The sequence below is a fragment of the Streptomyces sp. NPDC051286 genome, from assembly GCF_044455345.1.
Lineage (GTDB): Bacteria > Actinomycetota > Actinomycetes > Streptomycetales > Streptomycetaceae > Streptomyces.
The window spans coordinates 17385-35214 of record NZ_JBITER010000055.1; the positions used below are offsets into that span (position 1 = coordinate 17385).

A 17830-nucleotide genomic window follows, 5' to 3' on the forward strand; every position below is an offset into this window, starting at 1 on the left:
CCGTCCACCGGGCACCGGTGGACGGCGGGCCGGGTCAGCCGATGTCCGGGGGGTCGATCCTGATCCGGACCGGATCACCGCTGCCCCGGGCCGTCCGCGCGGCCTGCGCCGTCTTCAGCGCGGCGGCCAGCACGGCGCCGCTGCCCGGCGGAACCCTGAGCAGCGCCCGCTCCCAACTCTCCCCCAACGGCGCGTCCCACGGTCTTCTGGGCCTGCCGGGTTCGGTACCCGGAATCGGGACCGGGCCGAGCACTTCCGCCTCCGGCGGCAGTTCGGCCGCGGCGAGGAACGCCGCGAGCGCCTCCGGCAGGCCGGTCACCGACGCCATCCGGGACACCGGCGGGAAACCCAGCTCGGCGCGTTCCGCCAGCTCGCGGCGGGCATGGCCGATCGGGTCCCAGCGCACCAGCGCCTGGACCGGCCGCAGGGTCGGTTCGGCGACGATCACCACCGTGCCGCCCTCCGGCTGGCCCTGTACCAGCGAGGCCGCGGCGGTCCAGCGGCGCAGCGCCTCCTCGCCGGCCCGCAGATCGGGGCGGCCGACCATCGCCCAGCCGTCCAGCAGCAGCGCGGCCGCATAACCGCCCTCGGCGACGGGTTCGGCGCCCGGGGTGCTCACGACCAGAGCGGGCGCGGCCGGCACGGAGTCCAGAATGTGGTCGCGTCCTGACGTCCGCACCGGCACGGCGGGGAAGGCCCGGCCGAGCTCCTCGGCCGTCCGGCGGGCACCGACGATCTGGGCCCGCAGCCGCTGGGAGCCGCAGGCCACGCAGTGCCAGGCGGTCTCGGCCCGCCCGCACCACGCACAGTTGAGATCCCGCTGGTCCGGCGCCTCCAGCGGCCCGGCGCAGTGGCGGCACCGGGCAGGTTCACGGCAGCGCTCGCAGGCCAGCCGCGGGGCGTATCCGCGACGCGGCACCTGGACCAGCACCGGTCCGCGGCGCAGCCCGTCCCGTACGGTCTGCCAGGCGAGACTGGGCAGCCGCGCGGCCCTGGCCGCCCCATCCCGTGCCAGCTCGCCGTCGCCGACGGTACGCACCAACGGCGCCGCGATCCGCAGCTGCTCCCGGTCCGCGCGCAGCGGCAGCGCCCAGCCGGTCTCCACCAGCTGGGCGGCCTCCACGGTGCAGCTCGTGCCGCCGAGCAGGAACGCGCACCGGCCGTGCGCGGCCCGCAGCTCCAGGACCTCCCGGACATGCGGGAAGGGGGCGTTGTCGTCGCTGTGGCTCGAGTCCCCGTCGTCCCAGACTGCGACCAGGCCCAGGTCCGCGACCGGAGCGAACATCGCGGCCCGCGTCCCGACCACCGCACGCACCGATCCGCGCCGCACGGCAAGCCACTCCCGGTACCGCTTCTCGGGTCCGGAATCGGCGGTCAGCAGGGCGTGGCGGCCCGCCCCGAGCAGTTCGGTGAGCGCGGAGTCCACGCGCCCCGCCGTGCGCCCGTCCGGTACGACGATGAGCGCGCCCCGCCCCGAGGCGAGGGTGGCGGCCACGGCCCTGGCGATCTCCTGGGGCCAGTGCGGCCCGGGCAGCGCGGTCCACACCGCCCGGGGGGCACCGCCCTCGGCCAGTGACCGCAGGAACGCGGGCCCCTGCTCGTACCGCTCCCAGCTGCCTGGCGACGGCGCCGGGGGCGGTGGCAGCGGCTCCGGTGAGGGCCTGGACTCGGCCCTTCCGTTCCTGGGCGGCACGGCGAGCTGCAGCACATCGGCGAGGCTGCCGGCGTACCGGTCGGCCACCGCGCGCGACAGGGCGAGCAGCTCGGGTCCGAGCACCGGCTCGGGCGACACCACGTAGGCCAGCGCGGCGAGCGCCCCCGGGTAGTCCGATTCGGCACGCCGCTCGATGAGGAACCCGTCGATGAGGCCGCCGCCCTCACGGCGCCCGGCGCGGACATTGCGCCCCCCGGCCCCGAACCGGACCCGCACCCGCACCCCGGGCTGCGCCTCGGCGTCGAGCTCCTCCGGCACGGCGTAGTCGAAGTACTGGTCGAGGTGGAGCACGCCCTTGTTGACCAGCACCCGGGCGACGGGCAGCTCCTTCGCGAGCGCGGCGCCCCGCCAGGTCCGCGGTTTGGCCCGCGGCACCTTCGCCTGCCGCACGGTCTCCCGGATGAGCGCAAGCTGCTCCGGCGCCCCGCCGTCGGGCTCCGCGGACTGCTCGTTGTCCCTGCTCACAGCCAAATTCCTACCAGACGCCACTGACAGCGGCCCCGGGCGGAACGCCCCGGCCGCACGCGCCGGGGCCCGGACACCTCGTGCGGCGTCCGGGCCCCGGCGTACAGAGCGAGTGCGGCAGACCTACAGGCCGGCCGCCGTGCGCAGTGCTTCCACGCGGTCCGTGCGCTCCCAGGTGAAGTCGGGGAGCTCACGGCCGAAGTGGCCGTACGCCGCGGTCTGGGCGTAGATCGGACGCAGCAGGTCGAGGTCGCGGATGATCGCGGCCGGGCGGAGGTCGAAGACCTCGCCGATGGCGTGCTCGATCTTCTCGGTGTCGACCGCGGCGGTGCCGAACGTCTCGACGAACAGGCCCACCGGCTCGGCCTTGCCGATCGCGTACGCGACCTGCACCTCGCAACGGGCCGCGAGGCCCGCCGCGACGACGTTCTTGGCGACCCAGCGCATCGCGTACGCCGCCGAGCGGTCAACCTTCGACGGGTCCTTGCCCGAGAAGGCGCCGCCGCCATGGCGGGCCATGCCGCCGTACGTGTCGATGATGATCTTGCGGCCGGTCAGACCGGCGTCGCCCATGGGGCCGCCGATCTCGAAGCGGCCGGTCGGGTTGACCAGCAGCCGGTAGCCATCCGTGTCCAGCTTGATGCCGTCCTCGATCAACTGCGCGAGGACGTGCTCGACGACGAACTCGCGGATGTCGGGGGCGAGCAGCGAGTCCAGGTCGATGTCGCTGGCGTGCTGCGAGGAGACGACGACGGTGTCGAGGCGGACCGCCTTGTCGCCGTCGTACTCGATGGTGACCTGGGTCTTGCCGTCGGGGCGCAGGTACGGGATGGTCCCGTTCTTGCGGACCTCGGACAGCCGGCGGGAGAGCCGGTGCGCGATGTAGACCGGGAGCGGCATGAGCTCGGGCGTCTCGTCGCAGGCGTAGCCGAACATCAGGCCCTGGTCGCCCGCGCCCTGCTTGTCGAGCTCGTCCTCCTCGTCCCTCCGGGAGGCACCCTCGACCCGCTTCTCGTAGGCGGTGTCGACGCCCTGCGCGATGTCGGGCGACTGTGCGCCGATGGACACCGAGACGCCGCAGGAGGCGCCGTCGAAGCCCTTCTTCGAGGAGTCGTAGCCGATCTCCAGGATCTTGTTGCGCACCAGAGTCGGGATGTCGGCGTAGGCCTTGGTCGTGACCTCACCCGCGACGTGCACCAGACCGGTAGTGATCAAGGTCTCGACGGCGACGCGCGAAGTCGGGTCCTCGCGCAGGAGGGCGTCGAGAATGGTGTCGCTGATCTGGTCAGCGATCTTGTCGGGGTGACCCTCGGTGACGGATTCCGAGGTGAAGAGACGGCGGGACACATCGCTCCCTGGGGTTGCAGCGGCTGCTGGCTGATCATTGGCGGACGGCCGGGAGCTGCGCCCGGCACGGTCCGCGACCAGTTTATCGGTCGCCGTCACCTGCCGGACCACGTATCTCGCCCTTTGGGAGTTCTGTGACCCGTGGCACTGATGTCCACGGTACGAGAATCACCCTCCGGAGAAGCCACTGACGCCCGGATACGGATGGTTTTTCACCAGTCTGAGAGCTTAATCACGCCTGGGACGAGAAGCGTGCCGACACGAGATCCCAGACCATGTCGGCGAGCCCCTCCTTGGGACCGTACGGCACCTGGATCTCGCCGCCGTCGGCCGCCAGGACCACCGCCTCGTTCTCCTCGGAGCCGAAGGTCTTGCGCTCCCCCACCTCATTGACGACGAGCAGGTCGCAGCCCTTGCGCAGGAGCTTCTCGCGGCCGTTGGCGAGCACGTTGTCGGTCTCGGCGGCGAACCCGACGACGATCTGGTACGGCGTTGCCCGCTCGGCGGAGACCTCGGCGAGGATGTCCGGATTGCGGACGAGCGCGATCGGCGCGGGTTCCTGGCCGTCCTTCTTCTTGATCTTTCCCTCGGCGTACTCGGCCGGGCGGAAATCGGCGACCGCGGCCGCCATCACCACGGCATCGGCGTCGGACGCGGCCTTCAGCACCGCTTCTCGCAGCTGCACCGCGGTGCCGACCCGTACGACGTCGGCGCCCGACGGATCGGGCAGTCCGGTGTTGGCCTCGATGAGCGTGACCCTGGCCCCGCGGGCAACCGCGGTACGGGCCAGCGCGTACCCCTGCTTCCCGGAAGAGCGGTTGCCGAGGTAGCGGACCGGGTCGAGCGGCTCCCGGGTACCGCCCGCGCTGATCACCACATGGCGGCCCACCAGGTCCGGCGCGACGGGCCCGCGGGCCAGCACCCAGCGGCAGACCTCGAAGATCTCAGCGGGATCGGGCAGCCGGCCCTTGCCGGTGTCGACGCCGGTGAGCCGGCCGACGGCGGGCTCGATGACGACGGCTCCACGCCGGCGCAGCGTGGCGACGTTCTCCTGAGTGGCCGGGTGCTCCCACATCTCGGTGTGCATGGCGGGCGCGAAGACCACCGGACAGCGAGCGGTGAGGAGCGTGTTGGTGAGCAGGTCGTCGGCGAGACCGTGGGCGGCCTTGGCAAGCATGTCGGCGGTGGCGGGGGCGACCACGACGAGGTCGGCGCCCTGCCCGATACGGACGTGCGGCACCTCGTGGACGTCGTTCCACACCTCGGTCGCCACCGGGTGGCCGGAGAGCGCCGACCAGGTGGCGGCGCCCACGAACTGGAGCGCGGATCCGGTCGGGACGACCCGTACGTCATGACCGGACTCGGTCAGCCGTCGCAGCAGCTCGCACGCCTTGTAGGCGGCGATGCCCCCGCTGACCCCCAGAACGACCTTCGGCTTCTCCACTGCGTCTCCCCGCACTCGGGTACGTACTCGGACACGTACAACCCCCATGCTGCCTCACGGCACCGAAGGCACCGCCACGCCCCCGGACACACCACAGGCCCGGCGATGGTGGCCGCCGGGCCTGTGGTGAAGGTGCCTTGTCCTGCTTACTGAGCGGGGCCCTCGATGGCCTCGGAGGTCAGCAGGCCTGCGTTGATCTCGCGGAGCGCGATCGAGAGCGGCTTCTCGTGCACGTGGGTGTCGACGAGCGGACCGACGTACTCGAGGAGGCCTTCGCCGAGCTGCGAGTAGTACGCGTTGATCTGACGCGCGCGCTTGGCAGCGTAGATCACAAGGCTGTACTTCGAGTCGGTGGCCTCGAGGAGCTCATCAATCGGCGGGTTGATGATGCCCTCGGGCGTGGTGATGGAAGAGGACACTCTCTGCCTTCCGAAGGGGGTAAAGATCAAAGAAATCTTTGATACTGCGGATTCCGCCGGGGTGGTGCTCCGGTTCGGCTGGTTCAGGCGCTGCTGTCACGGCGGGCGGAAGCCTGAAGCATCAAGGCTAGCAGCTCACGTGATACGTCCTCGACGGAGGTGTTGACCAGCGTCGTATCGAACTCCGATTCGGCGGCGAGCTCGACCTTGGCGGCGGCAAGCCGCCGCTCGATCACCTCGGGCGCCTCGGTCCCGCGGCCGGTGAGCCGGCGCACCAGCTCGTCCCAGCTCGGCGGGGCGAGGAAGACCAGCTGCGCGTCGGACATTGACTGGCGGACCAGCCGGGCACCCTGGAGATCGATCTCCAGGAGAACCGGCTCGCCCGCGTCGAGGCGTTCGACCACGGCGCGGCGCGGTGTGCCGTACCGGTTGCCGGCGAATTCGGCCCACTCCAGCAGTTCGCCGTTGGCGATCAGCTTGTCGAACTCGTCGTTGTCCACGAAGAAGTAGTGGACACCGTTGCGCTCCCCTGGGCGCGGCTTGCGGGTCGTCGCCGACACCGAGAGCCAGACATCGGGGTGCGCCTTGCGCATGTGAGCGACGACCGTGCTCTTGCCGACACCGGAGGGGCCGGAGAGCACGGTCAGCCGCGGACGTGCGTCCGGGGGTACGGGGGACGTCCCCCGGGATGTTGCAGCCATGGAGCGATTATCCCCGTTCTCAGGGGTGCCTGAGAACGTCAGGCGGCGGAGCCGCCGAACTCTCGCTCCAGGGAAGCGATCTGGTTGGAGCCGAGACCCCGCACACGGCGGCTCTCGGAGATCCCGAGCCGCTCCATGATCTGCTTGGCGCGGACCTTGCCGACGCCGGGCAGGGACTCCAGAAGGGCGGAGACCTTCATCTTGCCGATGACGTCGTTCTCCTGGCCCTGCTTGATGACCTCGTGGAGCGAGGCGCCGGAGTGCTTGAGTCGATTCTTGACCTCGGCCCGCTCCCGGCGAGCCGCGGCGGCCTTTTCGAGCGCGGCTGCGCGCTGTTCAGGGGTAAGGGGCGGAAGAGCCACGCCTACGTCACCTCGGATGTCGATCTGTCGGATACGGACCAGTGAGGAACCTAGTCGCCCCACACCTGGTGAGCAACGAACAACCTGTGCACGTTGGCTCTCGTCGGAGACTAGCGGCCAAGGCCGCCGGAGTCAGCGAGAACAGACGAAAAGTCCTGGTCAGCCTCAGCCGATCAGGACATTTCAGACATAACAACCGAGTTTTCAGGTCATGATTCCGTCAACACGCTGTTACATGGCATGGTCAGATTCCCTGAACGGCTGCACGGACCTCGTCCGTGAGCCGTTCGGCGGCTTCGCGCAGCCCGGACGCGTCCGGTCCGTGGCGCAGCACGCCCCGGCTCACGCTCGGCAGCACGTTGCCCACCGCGGCACCGAAGACACCCGGCAGATCGGCGGGGGTGGCACCCTGGGCGCCGATCCCGGGGGCCAGCAGCGGTCCGTTGACCGCCAGATCCACGCCCGCGTCGCCGAGCGTGGCGCCGATCACGACGCCGACCGAGCCGAGCGGCTCGGCACCCTCGTTCTCGGCGGCCACGTGGTCGAGCATCACCTGGGCCAGCGACCGGCCGTCCGCGGCGGTGGCGCGCTGCACCTCGGCGCCCTCGGGGTTGGAGGTGAGTCCGAGGACGAAGACGCCCGCACCGGAGAGAACGGCCGCGTCGAGCGCCGGGCGCAGCGAGCCGAAGCCGAGGTACGGCGAGACGGTGAGCGCGTCGGAGAACAGCGGCGAGTCCTTGTCCAGGTAGGCCGCCGCATAGGCGCCCATGGTGGAGCCGATGTCGCCGCGCTTGGCGTCCATCAGGACGAGCGCGCCGGCCGCCCGTGCCTCCTCGACGCCCTTCTCCAGGACGGCGATGCCGCGCGAGCCGAACCGCTCGAAGAACGCGGACTGCGGCTTGAGGACGGCCACCCGGTCGGCCAGCGCCTCGACGACGGTGCGGGTGAAGCGCTCCAGGCCCGCGATGTCGTCGTTCAGACCCCAAGAGGTGAGCAGCGAGGCGTGCGGGTCGATGCCGACGCAGAGCGGCCCGCGGATGTCCATGGCGCGGCGCAGTCGTGCGCCGAAGGGTTCGAGAGTCACTTCGTGGCCTTCCGGGTCTCGGCGCCGACGGCCTCGGCGAGGGTGGCGTACGGGGAAGCCGCGAGGCGTGCGGCCAGGCCCTTGTGGATCGCGCGGGCGTAGAACGGGCCCTCGTAGATGAAGGCGCTGTAACCCTGGACGAGGGTGGCGCCGGCGAGGATGCGCTGCCAGGCGTCCTCGGCGGTCTCGATGCCACCGACGCCCACCAGGGTGATCTCGTCGCCGACCCGCGTGTAGAGGCGCCGCAGGACCTCCAGGGAGCGCGCCTTGAGGGGCGCTCCGGAGAGTCCGCCGGCCTCCTTGACGAGCGACGGCGAGGACTTCAGCCCGAGACCGTCGCGGGCGATGGTGGTGTTGGTGGCGATGATGCCGTCCAGGCCGAGCTCGACCGCGAGGTCTGCGACCGCGTCGACGTCCTCGTCGGCGAGGTCGGGGGCGATCTTGACGAGGAGCGGGACCCGGCGCTCGGTGACGGTCCGGTCGGCCGCCTCGCGCACGGCGGTGAGCAGCGGGCGCAGCGCCTCGGTGGCCTGGAGGTTGCGCAGACCGGGCGTGTTGGGCGAGGAGACGTTGACGACCAGGTAGTCGGCGTGGCGGGCAAGCCGCTCGGTGGACTTCACGTAGTCGCCGACGGCCTCGGCCTCCGGCACGACCTTGGTCTTGCCGATGTTGACGCCGACCGTCGTCCGGAAGACGGGGTTACGGGCGGCCAGGCGCTCGGCCACGGCCGCGGAGCCCTCGTTGTTGAACCCCATGCGGTTGATCAGCGCGCGGTCCGCCACGAGGCGGAAGAGGCGCTTCCTGGGGTTGCCGGGCTGCGGCTCGCCGGTGACCGTACCGATCTCGATGTGATCGAAGCCGAGCATCGACATGCCGTCGATCGCGACGGCGTTCTTGTCGAAGCCCGCGGCGAGGCCGAACGGGCCGTGCATGCGCAGACCGAGGGCCTCGGTGCGCAGCTCCTTGTGGCGGGGGGCGAGCACCGCGGCGACGAAGGTGCGCAGGACGGGAATGCGGGCCGCGAGGCGGATCCACCGGAAGGCCAGGTAGTGGGCCTGCTCCGGGTCCATCCGCTTGAAGACCAGCCGGAAGAAGAACGGGTACATGGGAGTGTCCTCACAGAGAGGGGGACACCGTTTCCGGTGTCCCCCTGCTGGGCTAGTCGCGGGCTGCGGTCAGATGTTCCGCGTGTTCCTGGAGGGAACGTACGCCGACGTCTCCGTGGGTGAGCGCGTCGATGCCCTGGACGGCGGCGGCGAGCGCCTGGACCGTGGTCAGGCACGGCACCGCGCGGGCCACGGCCGCAGTACGGATCTCGTAGCCGTCGAGGCGGCCGCCCGTCCCGTACGGCGTGTTGACGATCAGGTCGACCTCGCCGTCGTGGATGAGCTGAACAATGGTCTTCTCGCCGTTCGGGCCCTCGCCCTCGGACTGCTTCCGCACGACGGTGGCGTTGATGCCGTTGCGCTTGAGGACCTCGGCGGTGCCGGAGGTGGCCATCAGCTCGAAGCCGTGGGCGACCAGCTCGCGGGCCGGGAAGATCATCGAGCGCTTGTCACGGTTGGCGACGGAGATGAAGGCACGGCCCTTGGTGGGCAGCGGGCCGTACGCGCCGGCCTGCGACTTGGCGTACGCCGTGCCGAAGACCGAGTCGATGCCCATGACCTCACCGGTGGAACGCATCTCCGGGCCGAGGACCGTGTCGACGCCGCGGCCGTGGATGTCGCGGAACCGCGACCACGGCATGACGGCCTCCTTGACGGAGATCGGCGCGTCGAGCGGCAGGGTGCCGCCGTCGCCGTTCCTCGGCAGCAGGCCCTCCTCGCGGAGCTCGGCGACGGTCGCGCCCAGCGAGATGCGGGCGGCGGCCTTGGCGAGCGGCACCGCGGTCGCCTTCGACGTGAAGGGGACGGTACGGGAGGCGCGCGGGTTGGCCTCCAGGACGTACAGGATGTCGCCGGAGAGCGCGAACTGAATGTTGATCAGCCCACGCACGCCGACGCCCTTGGCGATGCCCTCGGTGGAGGCGCGCAGCCGCTTGATGTCGTAACCGCCGAGGGTGATCGGGGGCAGCGCACAGGCGGAGTCGCCGGAGTGGATGCCGGCCTCCTCGATGTGCTCCATGACGCCGCCGAGGTAGAGCTCGGTGCCGTCGTAGAGCGCGTCGACGTCGATCTCGATGGCGTCGTCGAGGAAGCGGTCGACCAGAACCGGCCGGGTGGGGCTGATCTCCGTGGACTCGGCGATGTACGAGGAGAGCCGCGTCTCGTCGTACACGATCTCCATGCCACGGCCGCCGAGCACGTACGACGGGCGCACGAGGACGGGGTAACCGATCTCGTCGGCGATGGACTTGGCCTCGGCGAACGTGGTGGCGGTGCCGTGCTTCGGGGCCGGGAGTCCGGCCTCGGCCAGGACACGGCCGAACGCGCCGCGGTCCTCGGCTGCGTGGATCGCCTCCGGGGAGGTGCCGACGACCGGCACCCCGTTGTCCTTGAGTGCCTGCGACAGACCCAGCGGGGTCTGGCCGCCGAGCTGGACGATGACACCGGCGATCGGGCCCGCGAGGGACTCGGCGTGCACGATCTCCAGCACGTCCTCGAGCGTCAGCGGCTCGAAGTACAGGCGGTCGGAGGTGTCGTAGTCGGTGGAGACGGTCTCCGGGTTGCAGTTGACCATCACGGTCTCGTAGCCCGCGTCGCTCAGCGCGAAGGAGGCGTGGACGCAGGAGTAGTCGAACTCGATGCCCTGACCGATGCGGTTGGGGCCGGAGCCGAGGATGATCACCGCGGGCTTGGTGCGGGTCGCGACCTCGCTCTCCTCGTCGTACGAGGAGTAGAAGTACGGCGTGTTCGCGGCGAATTCGGCGGCGCAGGTGTCGACCGTCTTGTACACCGGGCGGATGCCGAGGGCGTGCCGCACCTCACGGACGACGTCCTCACGCAGACCGCGGATCTCGGCGATCTGGACATCGGAGAATCCGTGCCGCTTGGCCTCGGCGAGCAGCTCGGGACCGAGCTTGTCGGCGGCGGCCAGCTCGTCGGCGATCTCCTTGATCAGGAAGAGCTGGTCGACGAACCAGGGGTCGATCTTCGTGGCGTCGAAGAGTTCTTCCTGGGTGGCGCCGGCCCGGATCGCCTGCATGACCGTGTTGATCCGGCCGTCGGTCGGACGGACCGCCTCGGCCAGCAGCTCGGCCTTGTCGCCGGGCTCACCGGTGAAGGCGAACTGCGAGCCCTTCTTCTCCAGGGAGCGCAGCGCCTTCTGGAGCGCCTCGGTGAAGTTGCGGCCGATCGCCATGGCCTCGCCCACCGACTTCATGGTGGTGGTGAGGGTCGAGTCGGCGGACGGGAACTTCTCGAAGGCGAACCGCGGGGCCTTGACGACGACGTAGTCGAGCGTCGGCTCGAAGGAGGCCGGGGTCTTCTCGGTGATGTCGTTGGGGATCTCGTCGAGCGTGTAGCCGACGGCCAGCTTGGCGGCGATCTTGGCGATCGGGAAGCCGGTGGCCTTCGACGCCAGCGCCGAGGAGCGGGAGACCCGCGGGTTCATCTCGATCACGATGACCCGGCCGTCGGTCGGGTCGATGGCGAACTGGATGTTGCAGCCGCCGGTGTCGACTCCGACCTCGCGGATGATCGCGATGCCGATGTCACGCAGCCGCTGGTACTCGCGGTCGGTGAGCGTCATCGCCGGGGCGACGGTGATCGAGTCACCCGTGTGGACGCCCATCGGGTCGAAGTTCTCGATGGAGCAGACGACCACGACGTTGTCGTGCTTGTCGCGCATCAGCTCCAGCTCGTACTCCTTCCAGCCGAGGATGGACTCCTCCAGGAGCACCTCGGTGGTCGGGGAGAGCGTGAGGCCCTGACCGGCGATGCGGCGCAGCTCCTCCTCGTCGTGCGCGAAGCCGGAGCCGGCGCCGCCCATCGTGAAGGAGGGGCGGACGACGACGGGGTAGCCGCCGAGCGTGTCGACGCCCTGGAGCACGTCGTCCATCGTGTGGCAGATGACCGAGCGGGCGGACTCGCCGTGGCCGATCTTCGCATTGACGGCCTCGACGACGCCCTTGAAGAGGTCGCGGTCCTCGCCCTTGTTGATGGCCTCGACATTGGCGCCGATGAGCTCGACGCCGTACTTCTCCAGGACACCGTTCTCGTGCATGGAGATCGCGGTGTTGAGCGCGGTCTGGCCGCCCAGCGTCGGGAGCAGCGCGTCGGGGCGCTCCTTGGCGATGATCTTCTCGACGAACTCGGGGGTGATCGGCTCGACGTACGTGGCGTCGGCGATCTCCGGGTCGGTCATGATCGTCGCCGGGTTGGAGTTCACCAGGATGACGCGCAGGCCCTCGGCCTTGAGGACGCGGCAGGCCTGGGTGCCGGAGTAGTCGAACTCGGCGGCCTGGCCGATGACGATCGGGCCGGAGCCGATGACCAGGACGGACTGGATATCGGAGCGCTTAGGCACGCTGGCCCTCCATCAGGGATACGAATCGGTCGAAGAGGTACGCGGCGTCGTGCGGGCCCGCGGCTGCTTCGGGGTGGTACTGGACGCTGAAGGCAGGCTGGTCGAGGAGTTGCAGCCCCTCGACGACCTGGTCGTTCAGGCAGACGTGGGAGACCTCGGCGCGGCCGAACTTCGTGTCCGACACCTTGTCCAGCGGGGCGTCGACGGCGAAGCCGTGGTTGTGCGCGGTGACCTCGACCTTGCCGGTCGTGCGGTCCTGCACCGGCTGGTTGATGCCGCGGTGGCCGTACTTGAGCTTGTACGTGCCGAAGCCGAGCGCGCGGCCCAGGATCTGGTTGCCGAAGCAGATGCCGAAGAGCGGCGTCTTCCGCTCCAGGACGCCCTGCATGACGGAGACCGGATGGTCGGCGGTGGCCGGGTCGCCGGGGCCGTTGGAGAAGAAGACTCCGTCGGGCTGGACCGCGTACACCTCGTCGAGGGTGGCGGTGGCGGGCAGGACGTGCACCTCGATGCCGCGCTCGGCCATCCGGTGCGGGGTCATGCCCTTGATGCCGAGGTCGATCGCGGCGACGGTGAACTTCTTGGTGCCGATCGCGGGGACGACGTACGTCTCCTTGGTCGCGACCTCTGCGGAGAGGTCGGCGCCCACCATCTCGGGGGCTTCCAGCACCCGGGCCAGCAGCGTGGCCTCGTCGGCGACCGCGTCGCCGGAGAAGATGCCGACGCGCATGGCGCCGCGCTCGCGCAGGTGGCGGGTGAGGGCGCGGGTGTCGATGCCGCTGATGCCGACGACGCCCTGGCGCTCCAGCTCCTCGTCGAGCGAGCGCTGCGAGCGCCAGTTGGACGGCACCCGTGCGGGGTCGCGTACCACGTAGCCGGAGACCCAGATCTGCTGGGACTCGGGGTCCTCGTCGTTCACGCCGGTGTTGCCGACGTGCGGAGCGGTCATCACGACGACCTGGCGGTGGTACGAGGGGTCGGTCAGGGTCTCCTGGTAGCCGGTCATGCCGGTGGAGAACACCGCCTCGCCGAAGGTCTCCCCCACGGCCCCGTAGGCGCGGCCGCGGAAGGCGCGGCCGTCCTCCAGGACGAGTACGGCGGGAGCTTTGGCGGCTCCCCGGGTGGAGATGGTCATCGTGCGGTGCCTTCCGTAGTGCTGGTGAGGTGGTGAATGGCGTCGACCCAGGCCGGGTGTTCGGCCGAGCGGTCGGAGCGGAAGCCGGAGTCGATCAGCTTGTCGCCGAGCGCCCAGGTGATGATCAGCAGGCCGCCCTCGGGGAGGACCTTGCCCGCGATGCCCTTGTCGAGCCGGGCGTCACGCAGCTGCGCGGCCGGGACGAAGAAGTCGGCTGCTCCGGGGCGTACGACCTCGAGTCCCTGCTCGGTCAGCGTGAGCTCCACGCGGCTGCGGGTGCCGAGGCCGTGGGCGACGATCCGGTCGAGCCACTGCCCGGCGGTCGTCGAGGCGTGGTAGCGGCCGGTCATCGTCAGCAGCGGCTCGCCGTCGGCGTACCCCTCCGGCGTGGCGGGCAGTTCCGGCAGATCGGACTGCAGGCTCCCCCGCCACTTCCATCCCTGGCGCATCAGCCAGTAGATGAAGGCGATGAAGACGATCAGTCCGATCACCCAGCTGATGCGGGCGGGCCAATCGGTCACGTCCGCCGACTTCTGCTCGGCGGCCAGCTGGTACAGGGGGGTCAGTGATGTCACGCGAGCTTCCCGTCGACGACCGTGGCACGGCCCCGCAGGAACGTATGGGTGACGCGACCCGGCAGCTCGCGCCCCTCGTACGGGGTGTTGCGGCTGCGGGAGGCGAAGCCCGCGGGGTCCACGACTCCACGGTATGCCGGATCGACCAGCGTGAGGTTGGCAGGCTCACCGGCCGAGACGGGGCGGCCGTGTCCGTCGAGCCGGCCGATGGCGGCCGGGCGGAACGACATCCGGTCGGCGACGCCCGCCCAGTCGAGGAGCCCCGTCTCGACCATGGTCTGCTGGACGACGGAGAGCGCGGTCTCCAGACCCACCATGCCCATGGCGGCCGCGGCCCACTCGCAGTCCTTGTCCTCGTGCGGGTGCGGGGCATGGTCGGTGGCGACACAGTCGATCGTGCCGTCGGCGAGTGCCTCGCGCAGGGCCAGCACGTCGGCCTCGGTGCGCAGCGGCGGGTTCACCTTGTAGACCGGGTTGTACGACCGTACGAGCTCGTCGGTGAGGAGCAGGTGGTGCGGGGTGACCTCGGCGGTCACGTTCCACCCCTTGGACTTGGCCCAGCGGACGATCTCCACCGAGCCGGCGGTCGACAGGTGGCAGATGTGCACCCGGGAGCCGACGTGGGCGGCGAGGAGAACATCGCGGGCGATGATCGACTCCTCGGCGACGGCCGGCCATCCGCCGAGACCGAGCTCGGCCGAGACGATGCCTTCGTTCATCTGGGCGCCCTCGGTCAGGCGGGGCTCCTGGGCGTGCTGGGCGACGACACCGTCGAACGCCTTCACGTACTCCAGCGCGCGCCGCATGATCACCGCGTCGTCGACACACTTGCCGTCGTCGGAGAAGACTTTCACTCCAGCGGCCGAATCGTGCATGGCGCCGAGTTCTGCGAGCTGCTTGCCCTCCAGCCCGACGGTGACGGCGCCGATCGGCTGCACGTCGCAGTAGCCGGACTCCTTGCCGAGCCGCCAGACCTGCTCGACGACACCGGCGGTGTCGGCGACCGGGAAGGTGTTGGCCATGGCGTGCACGGCGGTGAAGCCACCGACCGCAGCCGCCTTGGTGCCGGTGAGAACGGTCTCGGAGTCCTCGCGCCCGGGCTCACGCAGATGGGTGTGCAGGTCGACCAGCCCGGGCAGCAGAATCTGCCCCTCGGCTTCGACGACGGTCGCGTCGCCAGCGTCGATACCGGCACCGCTCCAGTCGATTTCGCCCTGCCGGGCGGTGGCGGCAATGGTCTCGCCGTCGATCAGGACGTCCTGGGGCTCGCCGCCGAGGACCTTCGCGCCGCGGATAAGGATCTTGCTCATGATTACTTGTTCTCCTCGGAATCAGCGGGGCGCGCAGCGTTTCGGTCAAGGGTGGTGGCGGGCTCGGACCCACCCAGCAGCAGATAGAGCACCGCCATCCGGATGGAAACACCGTTGGCGACCTGCTCGACGGCCGTGCAGCGGTCGGAGTCGGCGACCTCGGCGGTGATCTCCATGCCGCGGACCATCGGGCCGGGGTGCATGACGATGGCGTGCTCCGGCATCTTGGCCATGCGCTCGCCGTCCAGGCCGTAGCGGCGGGAGTACTCGCGCTCGGTCGGGAAGTACGCGGCGTTCATCCGTTCCCGCTGCACACGCAGCATCATCACCGCGTCGGACTTCGGCAGCACCTCGTCGAGGCTGTAGCTGACCTCGCAGGGCCACTGCTCCACACCCACCGGCACGAGGGTCGGCGGGGCCACCAGGGTGACATGGGCGCCGAGCGTGTGCAGCAGGTGGACATTGGAGCGGGCGACCCGGCTGTGCAGGACGTCGCCGACGATGGTGATCCGCCGTCCGTCCAGGTCCCGGCCCAGGCCGGCGTCGGCGCCCACCAGCCGGCGACGCATGGTGAACGCGTCGAGCAACGCCTGGGTGGGGTGCTCATGGGTGCCGTCACCGGCGTTGACGACGGCGCCGTCGATCCAGCCGGACGTCGCGAGGCGGTACGGGGCGCCGGAGGCACCGTGCCGGATGACGACGGCATCGGCGCCCATCGCCTCCAGGGTCAGTGCGGTGTCCTTGAGCGACTCGCCCTTGGAGACCGACGAGCCCTTCGCGGAGAAGTTGATGACATCGGCGGAGAGGCGCTTGGCAGCGGCCTCGAAGGAGATTCGGGTACGCGTCGAGTCCTCGAAGAAGAGGTTGACGACGGTACGGCCGCGCAGGGTCGGGAGTTTCTTGATCGGCCGGTCCGCTACCCGGGCCATCTCCTCGGCGGTGTCGAGGATCAGGACGGCGTCGTCGCGGGTGAGGTCGGCGGCCGAGATGAGGTGACGCTTCATCTGGGTGTTCTCCTGGAGAGTTCAGGCGTGCGGGCGTGCAGAAGCCGTCGTACGACCGGTGCGTCGTACGGATGTGTGCAGCTACTGCTCGCCTGCCGGGGCGGTCTGCTGGACGCCGAGCAGTACGGCGTCACGGCCGTCCTCCTCGGCGAGCTGGACCTTGACCGTCTCCCGCAGTGACGTGGGGAGGTTCTTGCCGACGTAGTCGGCACGGATCGGGAGCTCGCGGTGGCCGCGGTCGACAAGGACCGCAAGTTGCACCGCGCGGGGCCGGCCGATGTCGCCGAGCGCGTCGAGCGCGGCGCGGATCGTGCGGCCGGAGAAGAGAACATCGTCCACCAGGACGACCAAACAGCCCTCGATGCCCTCGCCGGGGATCTCGGTACGGGCCAGGGCGCGCGCCGGGCGCAGCCGCAGGTCGTCGCGGTACATGGTGATGTCGAGGGAGCCGACCGGCATCTTCCGGCCGGTGATCTCCTGGAGCTTGTCGGCGAGCCGACGGGCCAGAAAGACACCTCGGGTCGGGATGCCGAGCAGGACCACGTCGTCGGCGCCCTTGGCGCGTTCGACGATTTCGTGGGCGATGCGGGTCAGTACTCGGGCGACGTCGGGAGCCTCCAGAACGGGGCGTGCCGCATTGCCGGTGGCTTCGTGCTGTGCGTCCATAAGAAACGGACCTCCTTCTCCGCCTCACTGGACGGACCTTAAAGGACGTCGAAATTGCGTCATCAACGTTACCAGGGCTTGAACTCGCCCCTGGTCGCACCCCCGGGAGGTGCCGGTCCGGACCATTCGGCTTGACGCATCCAAGTAACGCTGCGTAACCTCACAGTGAGTTACCAGACTTCGTCCGGGGAGCCTTATGTCCAGCGAATACGCAAAACAGCTCGGGGCCAAGCTCCGTGCCATCCGCACCCAGCAGGGCCTCTCCCTCCATGGCGTGGAGGAGAAGTCCCAGGGCCGCTGGAAGGCCGTCGTGGTCGGCTCGTACGAGCGCGGCGACCGCGCCGTGACCGTGCAGCGCCTCGCTGAGCTGGCGGACTTCTACGGGGTTCCGGTGCAGGAGCTTCTGCCCGGTACGACGCCGGGCGGGGCCGCAGAGCCGCCGCCGAAGCTTGTCCTGGACCTGGAGCGCCTCGCCCACGTCCCGCCGGAGAAGGCCGGACCGCTGCAGCGCTACGCCGCGACGATCCAGAGCCAGCGCGGTGACTACAACGGCAAGGTGCTCTCGATCCGCCAGGACGACCTGCGCACGCTGGCCGTGATCTACGACCAGTCGCCGTCCGTGCTCACGGAACAGCTGATCAGCTGGGGCGTGCTGGACGCGGACGCGCGTCGCGCGGTTGCCCACGAGGAAGGCTGACGTCCGGGGCTAGAGCCCCGGCCAGCAGAAACGTACCGCCGGGTTGCCGGGTGCCTTTTCGGGCCCGGCAACCCGGCGTTTTTTCTGCCCCGGTCCCGGGCGAGGCCCGTCCGGCGTGATGCGCGCCGGTCCGGGGTGCGGGGTTCCGCCCTCAAGCGCCGGACAGGCTTGAGTGTGCTGCCCAGCAACGGGGCGGGCCCTCGTCCACCCCACCCCGGGTCCAGGGTGACCGGTTCCGTCCTCAAGCGCCGGACAGGCTTGAGTGTGCTGCCCAGCAACGGGGCGGGCCCGCGTCCACCCCACCCCGGGTCCGGGGCGGGAGGTTCCGTCCTCAATCGCCGGACAGGCTTGGGATGCGCTGCCCGGCAACGGGGGTGCCGCCGCGTTGTCCGGTGGTGGGGTGGGTGGGGCCCTTCCGGGGCGTCTCCTCGGGACTGGCG

At 70.3% G+C, this 17830-nt stretch carries 15 protein-coding genes; 1 reads left to right on the forward strand and 14 read right to left on the reverse strand.

Going from position 1 to position 17830, the window contains the following annotated elements; translation table 11 throughout:
• Positions 1–34 precede the first annotated feature (34 nt).
• The 14 genes from ACIBB8_RS32655 to pyrR form a co-directional block, all read right to left on the reverse strand.
• On the reverse strand, positions 35–2179 hold the full coding sequence (locus tag ACIBB8_RS32655; protein WP_398958325.1) for a primosomal protein N': 2145 nt from the start codon (positions 2177–2179) through the stop codon (positions 35–37).
• Between the two features lie 123 nt (positions 2180–2302).
• Positions 2303–3526 (reverse strand): methionine adenosyltransferase, encoded by a 1224-nt coding sequence (metK, locus tag ACIBB8_RS32660; protein WP_398958327.1) that lies wholly within the window; start codon positions 3524–3526, stop codon positions 2303–2305.
• Between the two features lie 232 nt (positions 3527–3758).
• Positions 3759–4970, reverse strand: coding sequence for a bifunctional phosphopantothenoylcysteine decarboxylase/phosphopantothenate--cysteine ligase CoaBC (gene coaBC, locus ACIBB8_RS32665; protein ID WP_398958329.1), 1212 nt, complete (start codon positions 4968–4970; stop codon positions 3759–3761).
• 146 nt (positions 4971–5116) lie between these two features.
• Positions 5117–5389 (reverse strand): DNA-directed RNA polymerase subunit omega, encoded by a 273-nt coding sequence (gene rpoZ, locus ACIBB8_RS32670; protein ID WP_003970369.1) that lies wholly within the window; start codon positions 5387–5389, stop codon positions 5117–5119.
• Positions 5390–5472: 83 nt separating this feature from the next.
• On the reverse strand, positions 5473–6090 hold the full coding sequence (gene gmk / locus ACIBB8_RS32675) for a guanylate kinase (RefSeq protein ID WP_398958332.1): 618 nt from the start codon (positions 6088–6090) through the stop codon (positions 5473–5475).
• A 38-nt stretch (positions 6091–6128) separates the two neighbouring features.
• A complete protein-coding gene (locus ACIBB8_RS32680) occupies positions 6129–6452 on the reverse strand; it encodes an integration host factor (RefSeq protein WP_014157387.1) in 324 nt (107 codons plus the stop codon).
• Positions 6453–6696: 244 nt separating this feature from the next.
• A complete protein-coding gene (gene pyrF / locus ACIBB8_RS32685; RefSeq protein ID WP_398958335.1) occupies positions 6697–7536 on the reverse strand; it encodes an orotidine-5'-phosphate decarboxylase in 840 nt (279 codons plus the stop codon).
• On the reverse strand, positions 7533–8642 hold the full coding sequence (locus ACIBB8_RS32690) for a quinone-dependent dihydroorotate dehydrogenase (RefSeq protein WP_398958337.1): 1110 nt from the start codon (positions 8640–8642) through the stop codon (positions 7533–7535). Before ACIBB8_RS32690 ends, pyrF begins: the two co-directional genes overlap by 4 nt.
• A gap of 52 nt (positions 8643–8694) precedes the next feature.
• On the reverse strand, positions 8695–12003 hold the full coding sequence (gene carB / locus ACIBB8_RS32695) for a carbamoyl-phosphate synthase large subunit (protein WP_398958339.1): 3309 nt from the start codon (positions 12001–12003) through the stop codon (positions 8695–8697).
• Positions 11996–13138 carry a glutamine-hydrolyzing carbamoyl-phosphate synthase small subunit gene (carA, locus tag ACIBB8_RS32700; RefSeq protein ID WP_358860739.1) on the reverse strand — a complete coding sequence of 381 codons (1143 nt, stop codon included), beginning with the start codon at positions 13136–13138 and terminating at the stop codon, positions 11996–11998. Before carA ends, carB begins: the two co-directional genes overlap by 8 nt.
• Complete coding sequence (locus ACIBB8_RS32705; protein ID WP_398958342.1) at positions 13135–13713, reverse strand: hypothetical protein; 579 nt, start codon at positions 13711–13713, stop codon at positions 13135–13137. Before ACIBB8_RS32705 ends, carA begins: the two co-directional genes overlap by 4 nt.
• Positions 13710–15023: a dihydroorotase gene (locus tag ACIBB8_RS32710; protein WP_358860741.1), complete on the reverse strand. Its 1314-nt coding sequence runs from the start codon at positions 15021–15023 to the stop codon at positions 13710–13712. Before ACIBB8_RS32710 ends, ACIBB8_RS32705 begins: the two co-directional genes overlap by 4 nt.
• Before the next feature lie 2 nt (positions 15024–15025).
• Positions 15026–16027, reverse strand: coding sequence for an aspartate carbamoyltransferase catalytic subunit (locus ACIBB8_RS32715; protein WP_366132983.1), 1002 nt, complete (start codon positions 16025–16027; stop codon positions 15026–15028).
• A gap of 81 nt (positions 16028–16108) precedes the next feature.
• On the reverse strand, positions 16109–16693 hold the full coding sequence (gene pyrR, locus ACIBB8_RS32720; protein ID WP_358860743.1) for a bifunctional pyr operon transcriptional regulator/uracil phosphoribosyltransferase PyrR: 585 nt from the start codon (positions 16691–16693) through the stop codon (positions 16109–16111).
• Between the two features lie 196 nt (positions 16694–16889).
• On the opposite strand from pyrR, the gene bldD reads away from it, so the two are divergent.
• On the forward strand, positions 16890–17390 hold the full coding sequence (gene bldD, locus ACIBB8_RS32725) for a transcriptional regulator BldD (RefSeq protein WP_014044812.1): 501 nt from the start codon (positions 16890–16892) through the stop codon (positions 17388–17390).
• The last annotated feature ends 440 nt before the right edge of the window (positions 17391–17830 follow it).